The sequence below is a fragment of the Gilliamella sp. ESL0232 genome, from assembly GCF_013346885.1.
Classification (GTDB): Bacteria; Pseudomonadota; Gammaproteobacteria; order Enterobacterales; family Orbaceae; genus Gilliamella; species Gilliamella bombi.
In genome coordinates this window covers 64,539-83,886 of the sequence record NZ_JAAEDW010000011.1, presented here as the reverse complement: position 1 = coordinate 83,886, position 19,348 = coordinate 64,539, and the positions used below count along the sequence as shown (strand labels likewise).

General features: G+C 33.7%; 21 protein-coding genes. 7 read left to right on the top strand and 14 right to left on the bottom strand.

Annotated elements, in window-relative coordinates; translation table 11 throughout:
• Positions 1 to 9: 9 nt before the first annotated feature.
• Positions 10 to 1,041, bottom strand: coding sequence for an SMI1/KNR4 family protein (locus tag GYW75_RS11230; RefSeq protein WP_174799407.1), 1,032 nt, complete (start codon positions 1,039 to 1,041; stop codon positions 10 to 12).
• A gap of 113 nt (positions 1,042 to 1,154) precedes the next feature.
• On the opposite strand from GYW75_RS11230, the gene GYW75_RS11225 reads away from it, so the two are divergent.
• The 3 genes from GYW75_RS11225 to pbpC all read left to right on the top strand — a co-directional run bounded on the left by GYW75_RS11225 (position 1,155) and on the right by pbpC (position 6,228).
• A complete protein-coding gene (locus GYW75_RS11225; RefSeq protein ID WP_174799406.1) occupies positions 1,155 to 1,496 on the top strand; it encodes a hypothetical protein in 342 nt (113 codons plus the stop codon).
• Between the two features lie 588 nt (positions 1,497 to 2,084).
• Positions 2,085 to 3,818: an arginine--tRNA ligase gene (argS, locus tag GYW75_RS11220; RefSeq protein ID WP_174799405.1), complete on the top strand. Its 1,734-nt coding sequence runs from the start codon at positions 2,085 to 2,087 to the stop codon at positions 3,816 to 3,818.
• 106 nt (positions 3,819 to 3,924) lie between these two features.
• On the top strand, positions 3,925 to 6,228 hold the full coding sequence (pbpC, locus tag GYW75_RS11215) for a penicillin-binding protein 1C (RefSeq protein WP_238786475.1): 2,304 nt from the start codon (positions 3,925 to 3,927) through the stop codon (positions 6,226 to 6,228).
• A gap of 47 nt (positions 6,229 to 6,275) precedes the next feature.
• Here the strand turns inward: pbpC and GYW75_RS11210 are convergent, their stop codons facing one another.
• Entirely contained in the window at positions 6,276 to 6,566 is a 291-nt protein-coding gene (locus GYW75_RS11210) for a putative quinol monooxygenase (RefSeq protein ID WP_174799403.1), read from the bottom strand.
• A gap of 453 nt (positions 6,567 to 7,019) precedes the next feature.
• On the opposite strand from GYW75_RS11210, the gene GYW75_RS11205 reads away from it, so the two are divergent.
• Positions 7,020 to 8,036, top strand: coding sequence for an amidohydrolase family protein (locus GYW75_RS11205; protein ID WP_202961539.1), 1,017 nt, complete (start codon positions 7,020 to 7,022; stop codon positions 8,034 to 8,036).
• 505 nt (positions 8,037 to 8,541) lie between these two features.
• Here the strand turns inward: GYW75_RS11205 and GYW75_RS11200 are convergent.
• The 12 genes from GYW75_RS11200 to GYW75_RS11160 form a co-directional block, all read right to left on the bottom strand.
• Positions 8,542 to 9,513, bottom strand: a complete 972-nt coding sequence (locus tag GYW75_RS11200; protein WP_174799402.1) for a hypothetical protein — start codon at positions 9,511 to 9,513, stop codon at positions 8,542 to 8,544.
• 53 nt (positions 9,514 to 9,566) lie between these two features.
• A complete protein-coding gene (locus GYW75_RS11195) occupies positions 9,567 to 10,064 on the bottom strand; it encodes a hypothetical protein (protein ID WP_174799401.1) in 498 nt (165 codons plus the stop codon).
• A gap of 147 nt (positions 10,065 to 10,211) precedes the next feature.
• The gene (locus tag GYW75_RS11190) at positions 10,212 to 10,703 is read right to left on the bottom strand and encodes a hypothetical protein (protein ID WP_174799400.1); all 492 of its coding nucleotides are present in this window, start codon (positions 10,701 to 10,703) and stop codon (positions 10,212 to 10,214) included.
• Between the two features lie 147 nt (positions 10,704 to 10,850).
• Positions 10,851 to 11,360, bottom strand: a complete 510-nt coding sequence (locus tag GYW75_RS11185; RefSeq protein ID WP_174799399.1) for a hypothetical protein — start codon at positions 11,358 to 11,360, stop codon at positions 10,851 to 10,853.
• Between the two features lie 259 nt (positions 11,361 to 11,619).
• Positions 11,620 to 11,742, bottom strand: coding sequence for a hypothetical protein (locus GYW75_RS12595; RefSeq protein WP_255306795.1), 123 nt, complete (start codon positions 11,740 to 11,742; stop codon positions 11,620 to 11,622).
• A gap of 53 nt (positions 11,743 to 11,795) precedes the next feature.
• Complete coding sequence (locus GYW75_RS11180) at positions 11,796 to 12,290, bottom strand: hypothetical protein (RefSeq protein WP_174799398.1); 495 nt, start codon at positions 12,288 to 12,290, stop codon at positions 11,796 to 11,798.
• Between the two features lie 259 nt (positions 12,291 to 12,549).
• A complete protein-coding gene (locus GYW75_RS12590; RefSeq protein WP_255456991.1) occupies positions 12,550 to 12,672 on the bottom strand; it encodes a hypothetical protein in 123 nt (40 codons plus the stop codon).
• 53 nt (positions 12,673 to 12,725) lie between these two features.
• On the bottom strand, positions 12,726 to 13,220 hold the full coding sequence (locus GYW75_RS11175) for a hypothetical protein (RefSeq protein ID WP_174799397.1): 495 nt from the start codon (positions 13,218 to 13,220) through the stop codon (positions 12,726 to 12,728).
• A gap of 288 nt (positions 13,221 to 13,508) precedes the next feature.
• Positions 13,509 to 13,631: a hypothetical protein gene (locus tag GYW75_RS12585; protein WP_255306830.1), complete on the bottom strand. Its 123-nt coding sequence runs from the start codon at positions 13,629 to 13,631 to the stop codon at positions 13,509 to 13,511.
• 53 nt (positions 13,632 to 13,684) lie between these two features.
• Entirely contained in the window at positions 13,685 to 14,182 is a 498-nt protein-coding gene (locus GYW75_RS11170; RefSeq protein WP_174799396.1) for a hypothetical protein, read from the bottom strand.
• Positions 14,183 to 14,336: 154 nt separating this feature from the next.
• A complete protein-coding gene (locus GYW75_RS11165) occupies positions 14,337 to 14,843 on the bottom strand; it encodes a hypothetical protein (protein WP_174799395.1) in 507 nt (168 codons plus the stop codon).
• A 154-nt stretch (positions 14,844 to 14,997) separates the two neighbouring features.
• A complete protein-coding gene (locus GYW75_RS11160) occupies positions 14,998 to 15,507 on the bottom strand; it encodes a hypothetical protein (RefSeq protein WP_065590892.1) in 510 nt (169 codons plus the stop codon).
• Positions 15,508 to 15,900: 393 nt separating this feature from the next.
• Between GYW75_RS11160 and GYW75_RS11155 the strand changes: the two genes are divergently transcribed.
• From GYW75_RS11155 to GYW75_RS11145, 3 genes are all read left to right on the top strand, one after another.
• On the top strand, positions 15,901 to 17,130 hold the full coding sequence (locus GYW75_RS11155; protein WP_174799394.1) for a phosphopentomutase: 1,230 nt from the start codon (positions 15,901 to 15,903) through the stop codon (positions 17,128 to 17,130).
• Between the two features lie 52 nt (positions 17,131 to 17,182).
• Complete coding sequence (gene deoD / locus GYW75_RS11150) at positions 17,183 to 17,899, top strand: purine-nucleoside phosphorylase (RefSeq protein ID WP_065589674.1); 717 nt, start codon at positions 17,183 to 17,185, stop codon at positions 17,897 to 17,899.
• A 104-nt stretch (positions 17,900 to 18,003) separates the two neighbouring features.
• A complete protein-coding gene (locus tag GYW75_RS11145) occupies positions 18,004 to 19,245 on the top strand; it encodes a nucleoside permease (protein ID WP_174799393.1) in 1,242 nt (413 codons plus the stop codon).
• Positions 19,246 to 19,348 lie beyond the last annotated feature (103 nt).

Here is a 19,348-nt window from a genome sequence, read left to right as displayed (position 1 = left end):
GGCTATTATTTATAAACCATATAAATCATCTAGATCATCTTCACACACTAATTTAGAAATAAATTCATTAAAGCTATTGCATAGAAAAAGAGTACTCTTATCTTGATTATCCGTTAAAGATAAATTGTCTGACCATGTGTCAAGAGTATAGTAGTATATTTTTCCATTATTAATATCGATGCAGAAATAATTACCACCTGCGTCAATCGCAAAAGGTAAAAAAGTTTCCGGTAATAACTTTCTACCCCATAAATCTGCTGCTTTAAAAGGCATTAAATAGTTCTTGTTATTATTAAATTTTTTATAGTATTTAACAGGTATGAGCTCATGGATTGCAACCCATTCAAATTCACCTTCAGGATCCAGCCAAGCATTATTCTCTGGCATTCCACCATTGTGGTGTAACAGGAATTGTCTTAATTGAACAGGAATTTTTATCTTTAAAAGTTTTTCAATCTCATTTAGGTCAGCGGTATTAATTGCTTGTTCTGAGTCATAGAATTTGTTGCTTGCTCTTGGTTTAATATCTTCATCTTCAACGGTTTTTTCTTGATCTTGCTCTTCATCATAAGTTAAGGAATTCAAAAAATTTTCTAATGAATCAGATAAATAAATGCTATTTTTTTTAAAATTTTGTTCTGTATTTAGCGTATCGTCCCATTCTAGTCTGAGATATTGATATATCGCACCAGTATTAATATTTATACACAAAAAACCATTGCTTAAATCGCGAGCAAAAGGTAACAGCTCCTTAGGTAACTTTTTATCGTCCCAATGTTTGAAGGCAATACCTTCCATGATAAAATCTGGGTCATTTTTAAATGCTTTATTATATTTTATAGGAATAAAATTAAAAACTTGAAGTTTGTATGGAGGAACAGTTGTTTTCCAAATATCTTTATATACCATTCCGCCATTACAATTAAGGTAAAGCTGTTTTAAAGAATCTGGAATTGTGATACCTAACTTCTTTTCACAAGCATTTAAATCTTTATCAGTCAGTTTTTTTTCGTAGTCATAAAAATTATCTATATTAATCATATTAATTCCCCAATTATATTACATCTGTAATTATCGTTCTAAAAATTGTTCAAAAAGTACAAAATTCATCTACTATATAAATAGAATGAGATGTTAATTTTTAGATAAATGCTATGATCCAACAAATATTAAATAATATAAAAAATGGTCCAACTATTTTAACGTTATCTCAGATAATAGACATAATAAAATATCTTCAAGCAATTACAGTTGATGAGATTTTAAAAAATGATAAAGCTTTTTTGGAGATATTAGATTTATTAGTTGATTCTTATTCTGATTCTGCAATATTTGAAATCGATAATGATAATAAATTATTTTTACATCATTTTAGTGATTGGCTGCTCAAATTAGGGAAAAAATACCCGCTTGGTAAAAATCAAGATAATTTAAGCTCTTATTCAGATATGTTTTTAAAAGAAATGCGCAATAAAAATATTACTCGGGGATGTTGAGCTTTTGTATTCATCATGATCCTTCTTTACATTTTTAACCGTATCATACAACATGCTAATATCGTTATACCAATTGACGATATTTATAGACACTAGCAATATGACCCTTTCGTGAGTTTTTTATTGAAATATCTCATCACGGACAACCAATTCAAATTTGATAAAAAATACCTTCTAACGTGTTACAATACGCTTATTTATTATTCAATTTAGCCTGTATTTAGTATCCATTTTTATCTCTTTTTCCAAGTGGGTATTTGTCAATATTAGTCAGGACATAAATTCATATTGATCTTACACAGTGTTGTGAGAGTATTTTTCCGCTCTAAAATTGCTCAGGTAGAGCATTGATTTTATTGAAGTTTTTCATAAATGGGATTTTTTAGAAAAATCAAACAATTACATTATATTTTTGTTTTTTGATGAAAACTAAAGCTTGATTAAAACATTTTGGCTGTGCATCAATTTTATTTGATTTTTTACACTCTTTTTAATAAAAAGGATCCCTCCCTTTTTATGCGATCAGTGACAATTCATCACTTTGTCGGTATTATATTGGGCATTTTATTATAATTGGTTAGGTTTAGTGTGAATATTCAACAATTATTAACGCAACGTGTTTCGCAAGCTATGATTATGGCAGGTGCGGATAAGAACTGTGACGCTTTAATTAAACAATCAAACAAAGCACAATTTGGTGATTACCAAGCTAATGGCATTATGTCAGTTGCCAAAAAACTTGGTATGCCACCTCGAGATCTTGCCCAAGCTATTTTGCAACATTTAGATATCGATGATATCGCCGAAAAAGTTGAAATTGCAGGTCCTGGTTTTATTAATATCTTTTTGAAAAATAGCTGGATTGCTGAGCAAAATGAAGTTGCTTTAAGTGGTGATAAGCTTAATATTACTTTACCCGCCAAACCGCAAACTATAGTAGTTGATTATTCGGCGCCTAATGTCGCCAAAGAGATGCATGTTGGACACTTGCGTTCAACTATTATTGGTGATGCTAGCGTTCGTGTTTTATCTTTTTTAGGTCATAATGTTATTCGTGCTAATCATGTTGGTGATTGGGGAACACAATTTGGTATGTTAATTGCGTATCTTGAAAAGATGCAAAATGAACATGCCAATGATATGGATCTTTCAGATTTAGAGTCATTCTATCGCGTTGCTAAAAAACACTATGACGAAGACGAAGTGTTTGCCGAAAAAGCTCGTAATTATGTAGTGAAATTACAAGGTGGCGATGAATATTGTCGTGATATGTGGCGCAAGCTAGTTGATATTACCATGACGCAAAATATTGCCACTTATAAGCGTTTAAATGTTACGTTATCGCTTGAAGATACCATGGGTGAGAGTATTTATAACAGCATGCTACCTAATATTGTTGCCGATTTAAAACAGAAAGGGCTTGCGGTTGAAAGTGAAGGGGCGATTGTTGTTTTTCTTGATGAGTATAAAAACAAAGAAGGCGAACCGATGGGTGTTATCATCCAAAAACGTGATGGTGGCTACCTTTATGCAACAACCGATATTGCTTGTGCTAAATACCGTTACGAAACGTTACATGCCGATCGTATTCTTTATTATACTGATTCCCGCCAACATCAACATTTAGAGCAAGTTTGGGCTATTGTTCACAAAGCTAAGTATGTACCAGAATCATTAAAGCTTGAACACCATATGTTTGGTATGATGTTAGGTAAAGATGGTAAGCCGTTTAAAACCCGTTCTGGCGATACTGTTAAATTAAATGATTTACTAGATGAAGCGTGTGAACGCGCAACAACTTTAATTCGTAACAAAAATCCAGATCTTTCTGAAAGTGAGCTTGCAAAAATTGTCGATGCGGTGGCTATTGGTGCAGTTAAATATGCTGATCTTTCTAAAAATCGGACTACTGATTATGTTTTTGATTGGGATAATATGTTGTCATTTGAAGGCAACACCGCACCTTATTTGCAATATGCTTATACCCGTGTGTTATCAATTTTTAAAAAGTCCAATATTTCTGAAGATAGCTTAACAGCTAATATTAGTTTGGAATCTGATAAAGAGCGTGCTTTAGCAACTCGTTTAATTCAATTTGATGAGACTATTTCAATCGTGGCAAGCGAAGGTACACCGCATGTGCTTTGTGCTTATCTTTATGAAATTGCAACGCTGTTTTCAAGTTTTTATGAAAACTGCCCTATTTTAGCAGCCGAAAACGAAAGCCTGAAACAAAGTCGCTTAAAATTAGCTTCTTTAACAGCTAAAACACTTAAAACTGGCCTTGATATGCTAGGCATTAAAACTGTTGATAAAATGTAATTTAACCACCACCGATGTGAACGCATTGGTGGTGTTTTTTAATACATGCGTTTTAAGCTTTTGACTAAATATGTTTAGGTTTATTATTCGTCATCAAAATAAATTAATGGCTTTGTTACTATTATTTATTGCGATCCTTATTATTCGTTTGTTATCTCATGCTCCTCTTTCTGAATCACTTACTTTTTCAAAGCGCTATTATGATAATAATAACCAGCTAATTCGAATGACATTAGCCAATGATGATCGTTATCGTTTATGGACGCCTTTAGAAGATATTTCGCCTGATATTGTTAATGGTTTGTTACTGCACGAAGATCAGTGGTTTTATTATCATGTTGGCTTTAATCCATTTAGTCTAATTAGGGCTTTTGGAGCAACCTATCTTGGTGGTGGAAATCGTCAAGGTGCTTCAACCATTACCATGCAACTTGCGCGAATGCATTGGCGGTTAAATACTAAAACCATTGGTGGGAAGTTGCATCAAATTGCTAGGGCTATACAGTTAGAGTTGATGTATTCTAAACATGATATTTTAGAAGCGTATTTAAATTATGCCCCTTTTGGTCGCAATATTGAAAGTATTGGTGCTGCGTCATTTATCTATTTTAATAAACCACCTTCACAAGTCAATTTGCCCGAGGCGTTAACTTTGGTGGTATTACCTCAATCACCAACATATCGAGTTGATCGAAAAACAGGATTTGCTGGCAAAGCGTTAGTTAAAGCAAGAAATCAATTATTTGAGCGTTGGCAAGAAAAATATTTTGTTGATAGCAATATTGTCGCTCTTTTTTCGCAAAAGTTGGTTTTGCGTCAACCAGAACGAATGCCTTTTGGTGCACCGCATTTTATTAATCAAATCATTCAACAACAGCAAAGCGATGCTCAAGAAATTAAAACTACGTTAGATAATAATCTGCAAAAAATCATTAGTCGGCAAGTCAATTTGTTTATTGAGCGAAATCGCATAAAAGGTATTAATAATGCGTCGATAATTTTGGTTGATACCCAAACAATGAAGGTTAAGGCACTGATTGGCTCGGCTAATTATTTTAATAATTCTATTCAAGGTCAAGTTAATGGTACACTTGCTAAACGCTCACCCGGATCTACACTTAAGCCGTTTATTTATGCGCTTGGTATTGACCAAGGTGTTTTACATCCTCGTACAATTTTAAAAGATGTGGCCACTGATTTTGGTTCATACACGCCAGAAAACTTTGATCGTAACTTTCGTGGCCCTATTTCGGCAACCGATGCATTAATTCATAGCCGTAATATTCCTGCTGTATCGGTGGCCTCTAAATTACATAATCCCTCTTTTTATCAATTTTTGGTCAATGCCCATATCCAAAAACTCGCCGATGAGTCGCATTATGGTTTATCTTTAGTGTTAGGTGGTGGTGAAGTTAGTGCACAAGAGTTAGTCGGGTTATATGCCATGCTAGCCAACGAAGGTCGTTGGCAGCCATTGCAATTTATTGAAGCCGACGACTCACCCGAACCACAAAAGCTGTTAAGTCCACAAGCAGCATTTATGACCATTGATATGTTGAAACAAAATACCCGCCCACAAGATGTACTTAGCAAAATGCAAAAAAAGGTGGTACCCGTTGCTTGGAAAACAGGTACATCATGGGGATTTCGTGATGCTTGGACAGCTGGAACTTTTGGTAACTATGCTATGGTGGTTTGGCTTGGTAACTTTGATGGTAGTGGTAATAATGCCTTTGTAGGCGTCGATGCCGCCACACCGCTCTTTTTTAATATCGTTGAAAGTATTAACGCTTATTATCCTAACTTGCGTGAACCTAATCGCCCATTACCTCCAAATTTAAAGCGTATCGATATTTGTCTAACCAGTGGCAATCTACTGACTCAATGGTGCAAGGCAAAAGGTAAAACGTGGTTTATTCCGGGTGTGTCGCCAATTAATCCCGATACCATTTTTAGACCCGTTATGGTCGACAATCAAACAGGTAAAGCTGTTTGTCCTCCTTATGATTTAGCAACCTCTCACTTAGCTGTTTTTGAATATTGGCCGTCAGATTTAGCCGCTGTTTTTGCTAAAGCCGGGATTGCTAAAAAATCGCCACCATCAACCAAACATTGTCATTCATCACAAAATTTTTTAGGCGAACCGCCAAAAATAACTTCGCCTCTTAAAAATGTAGTTTATCAATTTAGAACCACTAAACAAAAAAATGAACAAATTAGTTTTACTGCTAATTGTGATGGTGATGTTAAATCACTTTATTGGTTTGTTAATAACAGTTTTATTGGGCAAACCGAGCCACGGAAGGCTCTTAACTGGATCCCAACACAAAGCGGGACTTTTAAAATTTTAGTGCTTGACGATATGGGTCGAAGTGATTCACGGAATATAAAAATCGAACTGTTTGATTAATTAATATGGTAGTTAACCCCAAATGTTAGCTACTATCATCTTTTAAGTTATATTACTTGTTTGGCAATATTAATCTCTAATCTATCAGTATGTTCTTTAGCAAAGTTGGCAAATTCAACAAAATGTGGCGTTGTGTTGTGAAAATCAATTGCCTGCTGTGATACCCATGTTTCGATCACAATAAAGATATTGGGGTTATCAATACTTTGGTTAAGCTCATAGTGCACACAACCTGTTTCGGCCCTGCTACCTGCAACTAATCGTTTAAATATCGGTTGAAATGCGTCATAGAATTCTAGTTTAACTGTGATTGTGGCAATAATATTTAATTGACTCATGTCAGTAGACTACCTATATTTCAAAATAAGTTGCTTGTGTAGTATACGCTTGCTACTGCTAATATCAAAAAGCAGTATTTAAGGTTAATAATCTCATTTTTGTGACAACTAATTATTGTTATTAAATAATTAGTTATGATTTTATTTCTTAATTTATTGGTAATTAACTTTATTAAAAACTATTTTTTGAAGTAAAAAATCTAAAAAATAATACTTTAACCATTTCATTTATTTATATATTTTATAAATTATAGTACTTGCTATTAAAAATATTTTGGTTAGAATTTCTGCAGTTTTTTATCGACACGGTGTAGGCACAATGATCAATTGTAACTCAGTAATCTTAATCATTAATATTATTGATTCCATTTTATCCTCCTTTTTGGGGGATTTTTTTTGCCTATTGCGTCCGATTTTATCAACTTCATTTAGATTGAATTGTAGAGGCATATTATGATTGAACATAAAAACATGTTATTAACCACAAGAGACCAAAGTTTAAAAGCCTATTTAATGAATAATATTAAGCAAAAAGGCGGATGGGTTAATGCACATATGCATGCTGATCGTGCTTTTACTATTTCGGTTGATAGTTTTGATGTCTATCAAAAACAGACTTTAATTGAAAAATGGGATACATTAGATAAAGTCAAAGCATCAATGAGTGAAGATGATTACTATCGCCATTTTAGTATGGCGGTTGAGCGTATGATTGAGCAAGGTGTAAGTGCCATGGGATCGTTTGTTGATATTGATCCTATTGCTGAAGAACGAGCAATTAAAGGTGCCTTAAGAGCACGAGAAACTTATAAAAATGACATCACCATTAAATTAGTTAATCAAACACTTAAAGGTGTTATTGATAAAGAAGCACGTTATTGGTTTGATAAAGGAGCTGATTTAGTTGATATTATTGGCGGTTTACCGCGTCGTGATGAGCGTGATCATGGTGAAGGTATGGGACTTAAACATCTTGATGTGTTAATGCAAACAGGTAAGTCATTGGGTAAAATGGTGCATGTACATGTTGACCAATTTAACTCACAAGATGAAATCGAAACAGAACAACTTACCGATAAAACTCTTGAGCATGGTATGCACGGGCGAGTTGTTGCTATCCATAGCATTTCTATCACCGCGCATAGTTTAGCATATCGCCAAAAACTCTACAAAAAAATGAAAGAGGCCAAAATGATGGTTATTGCTTGTCCTTTTGCTTGGATCGATAGCCCTCGTCGTGAAGAACAAGGCCCTACTCGTAACTCATTAACCCCTGTTGATGAACTGGCGGCTGCTGGTATTCCTGTTGCTATTGGCACAGATAATGTTAGTGATTATATGTTACCATTTTCAACGGGTAATATGTGGGAAGAACTTAAATTGTTAGTAACAGGATGCCGTTATACCGATTTAGACAATGTGATTAATGTGGCAACTAAGAATGGGCGAATGGTGCTAGGTATTGATTGATTTGAGATAGAACAAACTTATCAAAATAAGTTACTCATTCATATTTATTTTGAAAAAATGACACCAATATTGATTCTGTAAATAAATTTGTGTATTTGACTATTTTTGAACATCTCTAACGAGTAAAAAATAGGTTGAGAGATGGTAGTAGAACTATCCAAAGGAATAAAAACCAAGAAGATTTAGGTAAATTAACGGATATTATGAATAAATTGGTGATATAAACAGCATTAAATAAAAAATACCTCAGAATTTAAGTCATAAAAAATAACAGAAAAATGCGGTAGAACCTTTAAATCGTATTATTTGCCATACATCAAGAAACGTAAGGTTTTACCGACTAATGACTCAGTAAAAAAATCATCTAACTAGCGATACAACAAGATTCAAAAAATGGATTATGCAATTCCAAAAAAGAAAAGTGTAATGAGTCTGTTTATTACAGAGTTTGGTGACAAAACAACCATCATTTTAACTTGCAAATATACAAAACTTAGAATCGGTGCTATTTCCCAAAAAATAACTCTAATATATTGTCACTAATTTTTCTAACACCAACAAACTCAAGTAATATTCGCCTTGCCTCACCAGCATCTCCTCTATCAAGTGCAACCTGAACTTCTTCCGATGCGATAAAAAAACCAATTCCCCACATAGCATGCCCCAAAGCAGAAAGATAATTTGTGATTTTATCGTTAGCTGACGCTAGATAACGAGAAGTTCGATCAATACTTTTCTGCATTTCTGGCGATAAATTGAGATAAGTCTTTTTAAGATTGTCAAAATAATCATAAGTTATAAACTTTCTGTCAGGGCTATTAAATTTTAACCAAAATTCAATATTATCTGGCGCTAATTTAGTGCCTGCCGCATCTAAACCGGCAATATTTTTAATATGCTCAAAAGCACGCCCCATTCCCTCGGTTTGTTCGATAGATCTTAATACCGATGTTGGAATACCATTGACTGACCTCACTTTGGGATTATTCAATAATGCCGGTAATTCTGTGGCAGCAAAAACCCGCCCCGAGTCCATTCCAAACCCACCAAGTACACGAACATCACCCACTGCACCATCAACAAAGCGTTTAGAAATAGCATCCCATGCGCCATTAGGTTGACGGCTGCCATTGCTATTTGAGCCAAAAAGGAATTCATATGCTTGGCTAGGTAACTCATCCCTGCCCTTTACACCAAATATTTGCTTTAACTTGCGATTTAACGGTGAATCATCTACAGTAGCATCAGCTAAAAATTTAGATGCCTCGGTATTATCGATAAGGCGAAGAGAAGAGTTATTTTTTAATTGGTCGATAATCTGTGATGTATGCATGCCAGAATCTAACATCCCCGAATAGAGAATGGTAGTTTTTCCATGGGTATTTATATCTAATTGCTGTATTAAATCACGTAATCCATCGGCATCCTTGACCTTAAATAATCGTTTTTCCGCTTCCTCTTTAGTCAATCCCACCATATTGGTCTATTCCTCCAGTATAATAATTGATTATAGTGTTAGCTTACAAAATACTAAAAATTAAACTTAAAAAATGATTTCTTATTAGTTTCCAAATTTCGAATTCCTCTACATTTATAGATAGTTAACGCCTCTTTTAAAATGGTTAATAAATCCGCCTTTGACAAAGTAGGTAAACTACTGGGGTTCATTGACACTATTTCCCAAGCAAATTGTATCGGATATAGGTCAGTAGATACTGACTCACTAGGATCCAAATCACTAGAGTCCAAAATAAATTCAATATTCTGGCCATCAACATGCAGGATAAATACCTCCTTACTTGTTGGTTCAGGGATACCTGAAGGACTATCATAATTATGCACACGACCACAGCTAAATAACCAATACCCTCGTTCCTTATCCACACACCAAGCGTGTTGATGAACATCAAAACTGTTTAATAGGTTTGGCATTTTATGATTAGGCCAGATATTGTACTTATTCCATAAATTATCTAAATCATATTTTTTAGCATCTTCTTCCGACACATAGGCATTGACAAATGACATCAGTCACTCCTTAATTAAATTGTGTTAAATAAATTTGGGGTGTTTTATATAAATGCAGATAAATAGAATTATAAATAAGATAGTTGGTTTGTAAATAAACAAAAATAGACGATATAATAATTGATTATGTTGTTAGCTTACAAAATACTAAAAATTACATCTAATCAGTGATTTTTTATTATCATTTAAATTTCTAAGTCCGCGTTTATAGGCAGTTAACGCCTCTTTTAAAATGGTTAATAAATCCGCCTTCGACAAAGTAGGTAAACTACTGGGGTTCATTGACACTATTTCCCAAGCAAATTGTATCGGATATAAGTCGGTAGATACTGACTCACTAGGATCCAAATCACTAGAGTCCAAAATAAATTCAATATTCTGGCCATCAACATGCAAGATAAATACCTCCTTACTCGTTGGTTCAGGTCTATCAGAAGGACCTTCATAATTCCGCGCATAATTACAATAAAATAACCAATACCCTCGTTCCTTATCCACACACCAAGCATGTTGGTGAACATCAAAACTCTTCAATACTTCAGGCATATGAATGAACCAAGGATTGTACTTATTCCATAAATTATCTAAATCATATTTTTTGGCATCTTCTTCCGACACATAGGCATTGACAAATGACATCAGTCACTCCTTAATTAAATTGTGTTAAATAAATTTGGGGTGTTTTATATAAATGCAGATAAATAGAATTATAAATAAGATAGTTGGTTTGTAAATAAACAAAAATAGACGATATAATAATTGATTATAGTGTTAGCTTACAAAATACTAAAAATTACATCTAATCAGTGCTTCCTCATTAGCTTCTAAATTTCTAATTCCACTACATTTAAAGACAGTTAACGCCTCTTTTAAAACGGTTAATAAATCCGCCTTCGACATAGTCGATAAACAACTTGGATTCATTGACACAATATTCCAAGCAATTTTTACAGGAAAGGAGTTAGCATATTCCAAACCGATCGCTTGCAAATCGCTAGGTTTCCAACGGCCAGCTCCCAGAATAAAATCAATATTCTGACCATTAACATGCAGGATAAACACCTGCTTATTCGTTGGTTCAGGGAGACCCGAAGGACTATCATAATTCAGCACCCAACCACAGTTAAATAACCAATACCCTCGTTCCTTATCCACACACCAAGCATGTTGGTGAACATCAAAACTCTTCAATAGTTCAGGCATTTGAGTGAACCAAGGATTGTACTTATTCCATAAATTATCTAAATCATATTTTTTAGCATCTTCGTTCGAGACATAGGCATTGACAAATGACATCAGTCACTCCTTAATTTAATTGTGTTAAATAAATTTGGGTTCTGTTATATAAAATATAAATGCAGATAAACAGAATTATAAATAAGATAGTTGGTTTGTAAATAACCCAAAACAGATTATAAGTATTCATTATTAGGTCATGATTTGATTAAATTATTGTTATAATTTGTTTAATAATTGATCGGTAACAATATTGAAATACGATTGAAAGTTATGCTGATATTTTGAAGGGGATAAGTCGATTTGAATTTAGAACATTTTAGAGGATGGTTGTTTTGCCATGGGTATTTATATCTAATTGCTGTATTAAATCACGTAATCCATCGGCATCCTTGACCTTAAATAATCGTTTTTCCGCTTCCTCTTTAGTCAATCCCACCATATTGGCCTATTCCTCCAGTATAATAATTGATTATCTTGTTAGCTTACAAAATACTAAAAATTAAACTTAAAAAATGATTTCTTATTAGCTTCTAAATCTCTAATTCCACTACATTTATAGACAGATAATGCCTCTTTCAAAATGGTTAATAAATCCGCCTTCGACATACTAGGTAAACTACTCGGGTTCATTGACACAATTTCCCAAGCAAATTGTATCGGATATAGGTCAGTAGATACTGACTCACTAGGATCCAAATCACTAGAGTCCAAAATAAATTCAATATTCTGGCCATCAACATGCAGGATAAATACCTCCTTACTCGTTGGTTCAGGGATACCGGAAGGACTATCATAATTATGCACATAACCGCAACTAAATAACCAATATCCTCGTTCCTTATCCACACACCAAGCGTGTTGATGAACATCAAACTTCTTCAATAGTTCAGGCATTTTGGTACCAAAGCGGCGGTACTTATTCCATAAATTATCTAAATCATATTTTTTGGCCTCTTCTTCCGACACATAGGCATTGACAAATGGCATCAGTCACTCCTTAATTAAATTGTGTTAAATAAATTTGGGTTCTGTTATATAAAATATAAATGCAGATAAACAGAATTATAAATAAGATAGTTGGTTTGTAAATAACCAAAAACAGATTATAAGTATTCATTATCAGGAGACAAACTGATTAAATTATCATTATGATTTGTTTAATAATTGATCGGTAACAATATTGAAATACGATTGAAAGTTATGCTGATATTTTGAAGGGGATAAGTCGATTTGAATTTAGAACATTTTAGAGGATGGTTGTTTTGCCATGGGTATTTATATCTAATTGCTGTATTAAATCACGTAATCCACCAGCATCCTTGACCTTAAATAATCGTTTTTCCGCTTCTTCTTTAGTCAATCCCACCATATTGGTCTATTCCTCCAGTATAATAATTGATTATAGTGTTAGCTTACAAAATACTAAAAATTAAATTTAAAAAATGCTTTCTTATTGGCTTCTACGTCTCTAAGTCCGCTACATTTATAGACAGTTAACGCCTCTTTTAAAATGGTTAGTAAATCCGCCTTCGACAAAGTAGGTAAACTACTGGGGTTCATTGACACTATTTCCCAAGCAAATTGTATCGGATATAAGTCGGTAGATACTGACTCACTAGGATCCAAATCACTAGAGTCCAAAATAAATTCAATATTCTGGCCATCAACATGCAAGATAAATACCTCCTTACTCGTTGGTTCAGGTCTATCAGAAGGACCTTCATAATTCCGCGCATAATTACAATAAAATAACCAATACCCTCGTTCCTTATCCACACACCAAGCATGTTGGTGAACATCAAAACTCTTCAATACTTCAGGCATATGAATGAACCAAGGATTGTACTTATTCCATAAATTATCTAAATCATATTTTTTGGCATCTTCTTCCGAGACATAGGCATTGACAAATGACATCAGTCACTCCTTAATTTAATTGTGTTAAATAAATTTGGGCTCTGTTATATAAAATATAAATGCAGATAAGCAAAATTATAAATAAGATAATTGGTTTGTAAATAACCCAAAATAGATTATAAGTATTCATTATCAGGAGACAAACTGATTAAATTATCATTATGATTTGTTTAATAATTGATCGGTAACAATATTGAAATACGATTGAAAGTTATGCTGATATTTTGAAGGGAGCAGTAAATTGAAATTTAGCAGATTAAAATTTAGTAAATGTGAATTTAGAGCATTTTAGAGGATGGTTGTGTTGCCATGGGTATTTATATCTAATTGCTGTATTAAATCACGTAATCCATCGGCATCCTTGACCTTAAATAATCGTTTTTCCGCTTCCTCTTTAGTCAATCCCACCATATTGGTCTATTCCTCCAGTATAATAATTGATTATAGTGTTAGCTTACAAAATACTAAAAATTAAACTTAAAAAATGATTTCTTATTAGTTTCCAAATTTCGAATTCCTCTACATTTATAGATAGTTAACGCCTCTTTTAAAATGGTTAATAAATCCGCCTTTGACAAAGTAGGTAAACTACTGGGGTTCATTGACACTATTTCCCAAGCAAATTGTATCGGATATAGGTCAGTAGATACTGACTCACTAGGATCCAAATCACTAGAGTCCAAAATAAATTCAATATTCTGGCCATCAACATGCAGGATAAATACCTCCTTACTTGTTGGTTCAGGGATACCGGAAGGACTATCATAATTATGCACACGACCACAGCTAAATAACCAATACCCTCGTTCCTTATCCACACACCAAGCGTGTTGATGAACATCAAAGCTGTTTAATAGGTTTGGCATTTTATGATTAGGCCAGATATTGTACTTATTCCATAAATTATCTAAATCATATTTTTTAGCATCTTCGTTCGAGACATAGGCATTGACAAATGACATCAGTCACTCCTTAATTTAATTGTGTTAAATAAATTTGGGCTCTGTTATATAAAATATAAATGCAGATAAATAGAATTATAAATAAGATAGTTGGTTTGTAAATAAACAAAAATAGACGATATAATAATTGATTATGTTGTTAGCTTACAAAATACTAAAAATTACATCTAATCAGTGATTTTTTATTATCATTTAAATTTCTAAGTCCGCGTTTATAGGCAGTTAACGCCTCTTTTAAAATGGTTAATAAATTTGCATTCGACATAGTAGGTAAACAACTCGGGGGCATTGACGCAATATTCCAAGCAATTTGTATAGGAAAGGAGTTAGCATATTCCAAACCGATCGCTTCCAAATCGCTAGGATCCCAATCGCTAGCCTCCAAAATAAACTCAATATTCTGACCATTAACATGCAGGATAAACACCTGCTTATTAGTTGGTTCAGGGATACCAGAAGGACTATCATAATTCAGCACCCAACCACAGTTAAATAACCAATACCCTCGTTCCTTATCCACACACCAAGCGTGTTGGCGAACGTCAAAACTCTTCAATTGCTCGGGCATTTTTATACCCCAACGATTGTACTTATTCCATAAATTATCTAAATCATATTTTTTGGCATCTTCTTCCGACACATAGGCATTGACAAATGACATCAGTCACTCCTTAATTAAATTGTGTTAAATAAATTTGGGCTCTGTTATATAAAATATAAATGCAGATAAACAGAATTATAAATAAGATAGTTGGTTTGTAAATAAACAAAAATAGACGATATAATAATTGATTATAGTGTTAGCTTACAAAATACTAAAAATTACATCTAATCAGTGCTTCTTCATTAGATTCTACATCTCTAAGTCCACTAAATTTATAGACAGTTAACGCCTCTTTTAAAATAGTTAATAAATCCGCCTTCGACATACTAGGTAGACAACTCGGGTTCATTGATACAATTTCCCAAGCAATTTTTATAGGAAATGAGTTGACATATTCCAAACCGATCGCTTGCAAATCGCTAGGTTTCCAAGGAGTAGCTTCCAAAATAAGCTCAATATTCTGGCCATTAACATGCAGAATAAAAACCTGCTTATGAGTTGCTTCAGGTAAACCAGAAGGAGTATCATAATTTAAAACATAATTACAATTAAATAACCAATACCCTCGTTCCTTATCCACGCACCAAGCGTGTTGGTGAACATCAAAACTCTTCAATAGTTCAGGCATTTTGGTACCAAAGCGGCGGTACTTATTCCATAAATTATCTAAATCATATTTTTTGGCATCTTCTTCCGACACATAGGCATTGACAAATGACATCAGTCACTCCTTAATTAAATTGTGTTAAATAAATTTGGGTTGTTTTATATAAATGCAGATAAATAGAATTATAAATAAGAATGTTCCAAGTCAGAATGTTTTGTTTTTTATGTATATTCATTACGTTTTTTTCTCAAAATAGTGTAAACAGCATGACTAATTTCTACACTTAAAAAAATGTTTTATAAATTTTTTGATATACAAAAATATGACTAAGATCAAATTAATCACATTATTTATACAAATATTCAGCTAAAGCAACGCTTAAATCTTTTTTGTTTTTTGTTATCGTGTATTATAGCTAACTAAGCGATGTTTTTATAAATTATAACCAGAATTCTAATAAAAAAGATTGTACACAAATTAAGTTTTGCTTATTAGTTAGAGGAAATTATGAAAAGAGTTTTTATTATGATCCTAGATTCGTTTGGTATCGGTGGCGCTGAAGATGCAAATAAATATGGCGATGAGGGTGCTGATACTTTAGGACATATTGCTGAAGCTTGTGCTTTAGGTAAAGCTGAGCATGGTCGTAGTGGTCCATTAAATTTACCTAATTTAGGCAAATTAGGCTTAATCGAAGCGGCGTATGAATCAACTGGTCATTATCCTAAAGGTATGCAAACTGAAGGTGAAATTATTGGTTCATATGGCTATGCAAGCGAGATTTCCTCAGGTAAAGATACTCCATCAGGACATTGGGAATTAGCTGGCGTGCCAGTTCTTTTTGACTGGGGTTATTTTACTAATACCACTAATAGCTTCCCTCAAGATCTTTTAGATAAAATTGTCTCTCGTGCAAAACTTCCTGGTTACCTCGGTAATTGTCACTCATCTGGTACAGTCATTCTTGATGAACTTGGTGAAGAACATATAGCATCTGGCAAGCCAATTTTTTATACTTCTGCTGATTCTGTATTCCAAATTGCATGTCATGAGGAGGCATTTGGTTTAGATAAACTTTATGAAGTCTGCGAAATTGCACGTGATGAGCTAAATAAAGGTAATTACAACATTGGCCGCGTTATTGCTAGACCTTTTGTTGGCAAAAAAGCGGGCGAATTTGTGCGTACGGGTAACCGCCACGATCTTGCTGTTGAACCACCAGCACCAACGATGATTAAAAAACTAGTTGATGAAAAACAAGGTATCGTAGTGTCAATTGGTAAAATTGCCGATATTTATGCACAAGTTGGAATTACCAAAAAAGTAAAAGCAACCGGTCTTGAAGCTTTATTTAATGCGTCACTAGAAGAAATTAAGCAGGCTAAAGATAATACGATTGTATTTACTAATTTTGTCGATTTTGACTCTTCTTATGGGCATCGTCGCGATGTCTCAGGTTATGCCGCTGCTTTAGAATATTTTGATAGTCGTCTTCCTGAGATGTTAGCGCTTATCCAACCTGGCGATCTGCTTATTATTAGCGCCGATCATGGTTGTGATCCAACTTGGTCAGGTACCGATCATACTCGCGAACATATACCTGTCATTGTCTACGGAGATAGTGTGCCTGTTGGCTCTTTAGGTCATCGTGAAACATTTGCCGATATAGGACAGAGTGTTGCCGATTATTTTAATTTATCGCCAATGGATTACGGTAAATCTTTTATAAAAAAATAAATAATTTAAGTTTAAGTAATATCGATTTCAAAACAAATATCAGGAGAAGTTAATGTCTACCCCGCATATTAATGCTGTTGATAATGCCTTTGCAAAAACCGTTTTAATGCCCGGCGATCCGCTACGAGCAAAATTCATTGCAGAAACCTTTTTAGAGAATGCAACAGAAGTTACTAATGTAAGATCCATGTTGGGTTTTACTGGTTATTACAAAGATAAAAAGGTTTCAGTTATGGGGCATGGAATGGGTATTCCATCTTGTTCAATCTATACAACCGAACTAATTAAATTTTATGGTGTTGAAAACATCATTCGTATTGGTTCATGTGGTGCAATTAGCCCTAATGTCAACTTGGGGGATGTTATTGTTGGGTTAGGTGCTTGTACCGATTCAAAAGTCAACCGTTTACGTTTTAAAGATCATGATTTTGCCGCTATCGCCGATTTTGATTTAACTTGTAATGCCGTTAATGCAGCTAAAAAATTGGGTGTGAATGTTAAAGTTGGTAACCTTTTTTCTGCTGACCTTTTTTATAGTGTTGAACCTGATATGTTTGATGTTATGGAAAAATACAATATTTTAGGCGTCGAAATGGAAGCTGCTGGCATTTATGGCGTTGCGGCTGAATATGGTGCAAAAGCACTGGCTATTTGTACAGTTTCAGATCATATCCGAAAAGGCGAAGCAATGTCAGCAGAACAAAGACAATTAGGGTTCAAAGAAATGATCACTGTTGCACTGGAGTCTGTTTTATTAAATCAAAACTAAAAAAATGGCAGGTTAATCTGCCATTTTTTATTTTGATCAAATAATTATTTTATTGATATTTAGATATTAGATTATAGTAAATCTCGTTTATTAAGGAATTATAAATGAATATTCATTTTAAACTTAGGGTTATATTTTTCTTACAATATTTTATCTGGGGAAGTTGGTTAATAACTCTCGGTTCTTATATGATACGTAAATTACAATTTACTGGTCTTGAAGTAGGATCGATATACGGAACAATGGGTATCGCATCTTTATTTATGCCTGGCTTACTTGGGATTGTAGCGGATAGATGGATACCTGCTAACCGTTTGTATATGCTTTGTCATTTAATCGGTGCTTTAACGCTATTTATTGCGGCTTCAGTAACATCTCCTTTCATGATGATGATTGTGATATTGATTCATTGCCTAGCTTTCATGCCAACCATCGCCATTTCAAATTCAATCGCTTATTCTTGCTTAGAATCACGTGGACTTGATGTTATTACCGAGTTCCCTTGTATCAGAATTTTTGGCACCATTGGATTTATTGTTGCTATGTGGCTTGTGAGTCTTTTAAAATTAGAACTGAGTAGCATGCAACTTTATATTGCAGCTGCATCTGCTTTATTACTCAGCCTTTATTCATTCTTGCTACCATTGATTCCAACAACAAAAAATAAAACTGAAGAAAAAAACATCATTAGTTCATTAGGGTTAGATGCTATTGTTTTATTCAAACAACCACGAATGGTTATATTTTTTCTATTTGCAGTTTTATTAGGCGGTATTTTACAAATAACCAATACTTTTGGTAATCCATTTTTACATGATTTTGAAAGATTCCCTGAATATGCTGATAGTTTAGTGGTTAAATACCCTTCTATACTGTTGTCTATTTCTCAAATGTCAGAAGTCGCATTTATCTTATTTGTACCTTTTTTTATGAAACGTTTAGGTATTAAATACGTTATGCTAATTAGTATGCTTGCTTGGGTTGCTCGTTTTGGTTTATTTGCTTATGGCGATCCATCTCTTTTCGGTTCTGTTTTACTTCTCCTTTCAATGATTGTTTATGGTTGTGCTTTCGACTTTTACAACATATCTGGCTCAATGTATGTTGAAAAATCGGTATCGCCAACCATTCGTAATAGTGCTCAAGGATTATTTATGACCATGACTAATGGGTTCGGTGCTTATTTAGGTTCGGTAGGCAGTGGTTATGTAGTCGATTATTATACAGTTGGAAACGTTACAGAATGGCAAACAGTTTGGCTTATTTTTGCAGGTTATGCTTTGGTTCTAGCAATTGTATTTATGTTGATCTTTAAAAACGAAAAGCCTAATCCAAAAACTATTTAAATCATTAATTAATTATTCTTTGTGTGGTGGAACTTTTTCCCACTCAATCAATACGTAGGCAACAATACATTTTGTTGCCTTTTTACTAACAATTAATTATCGT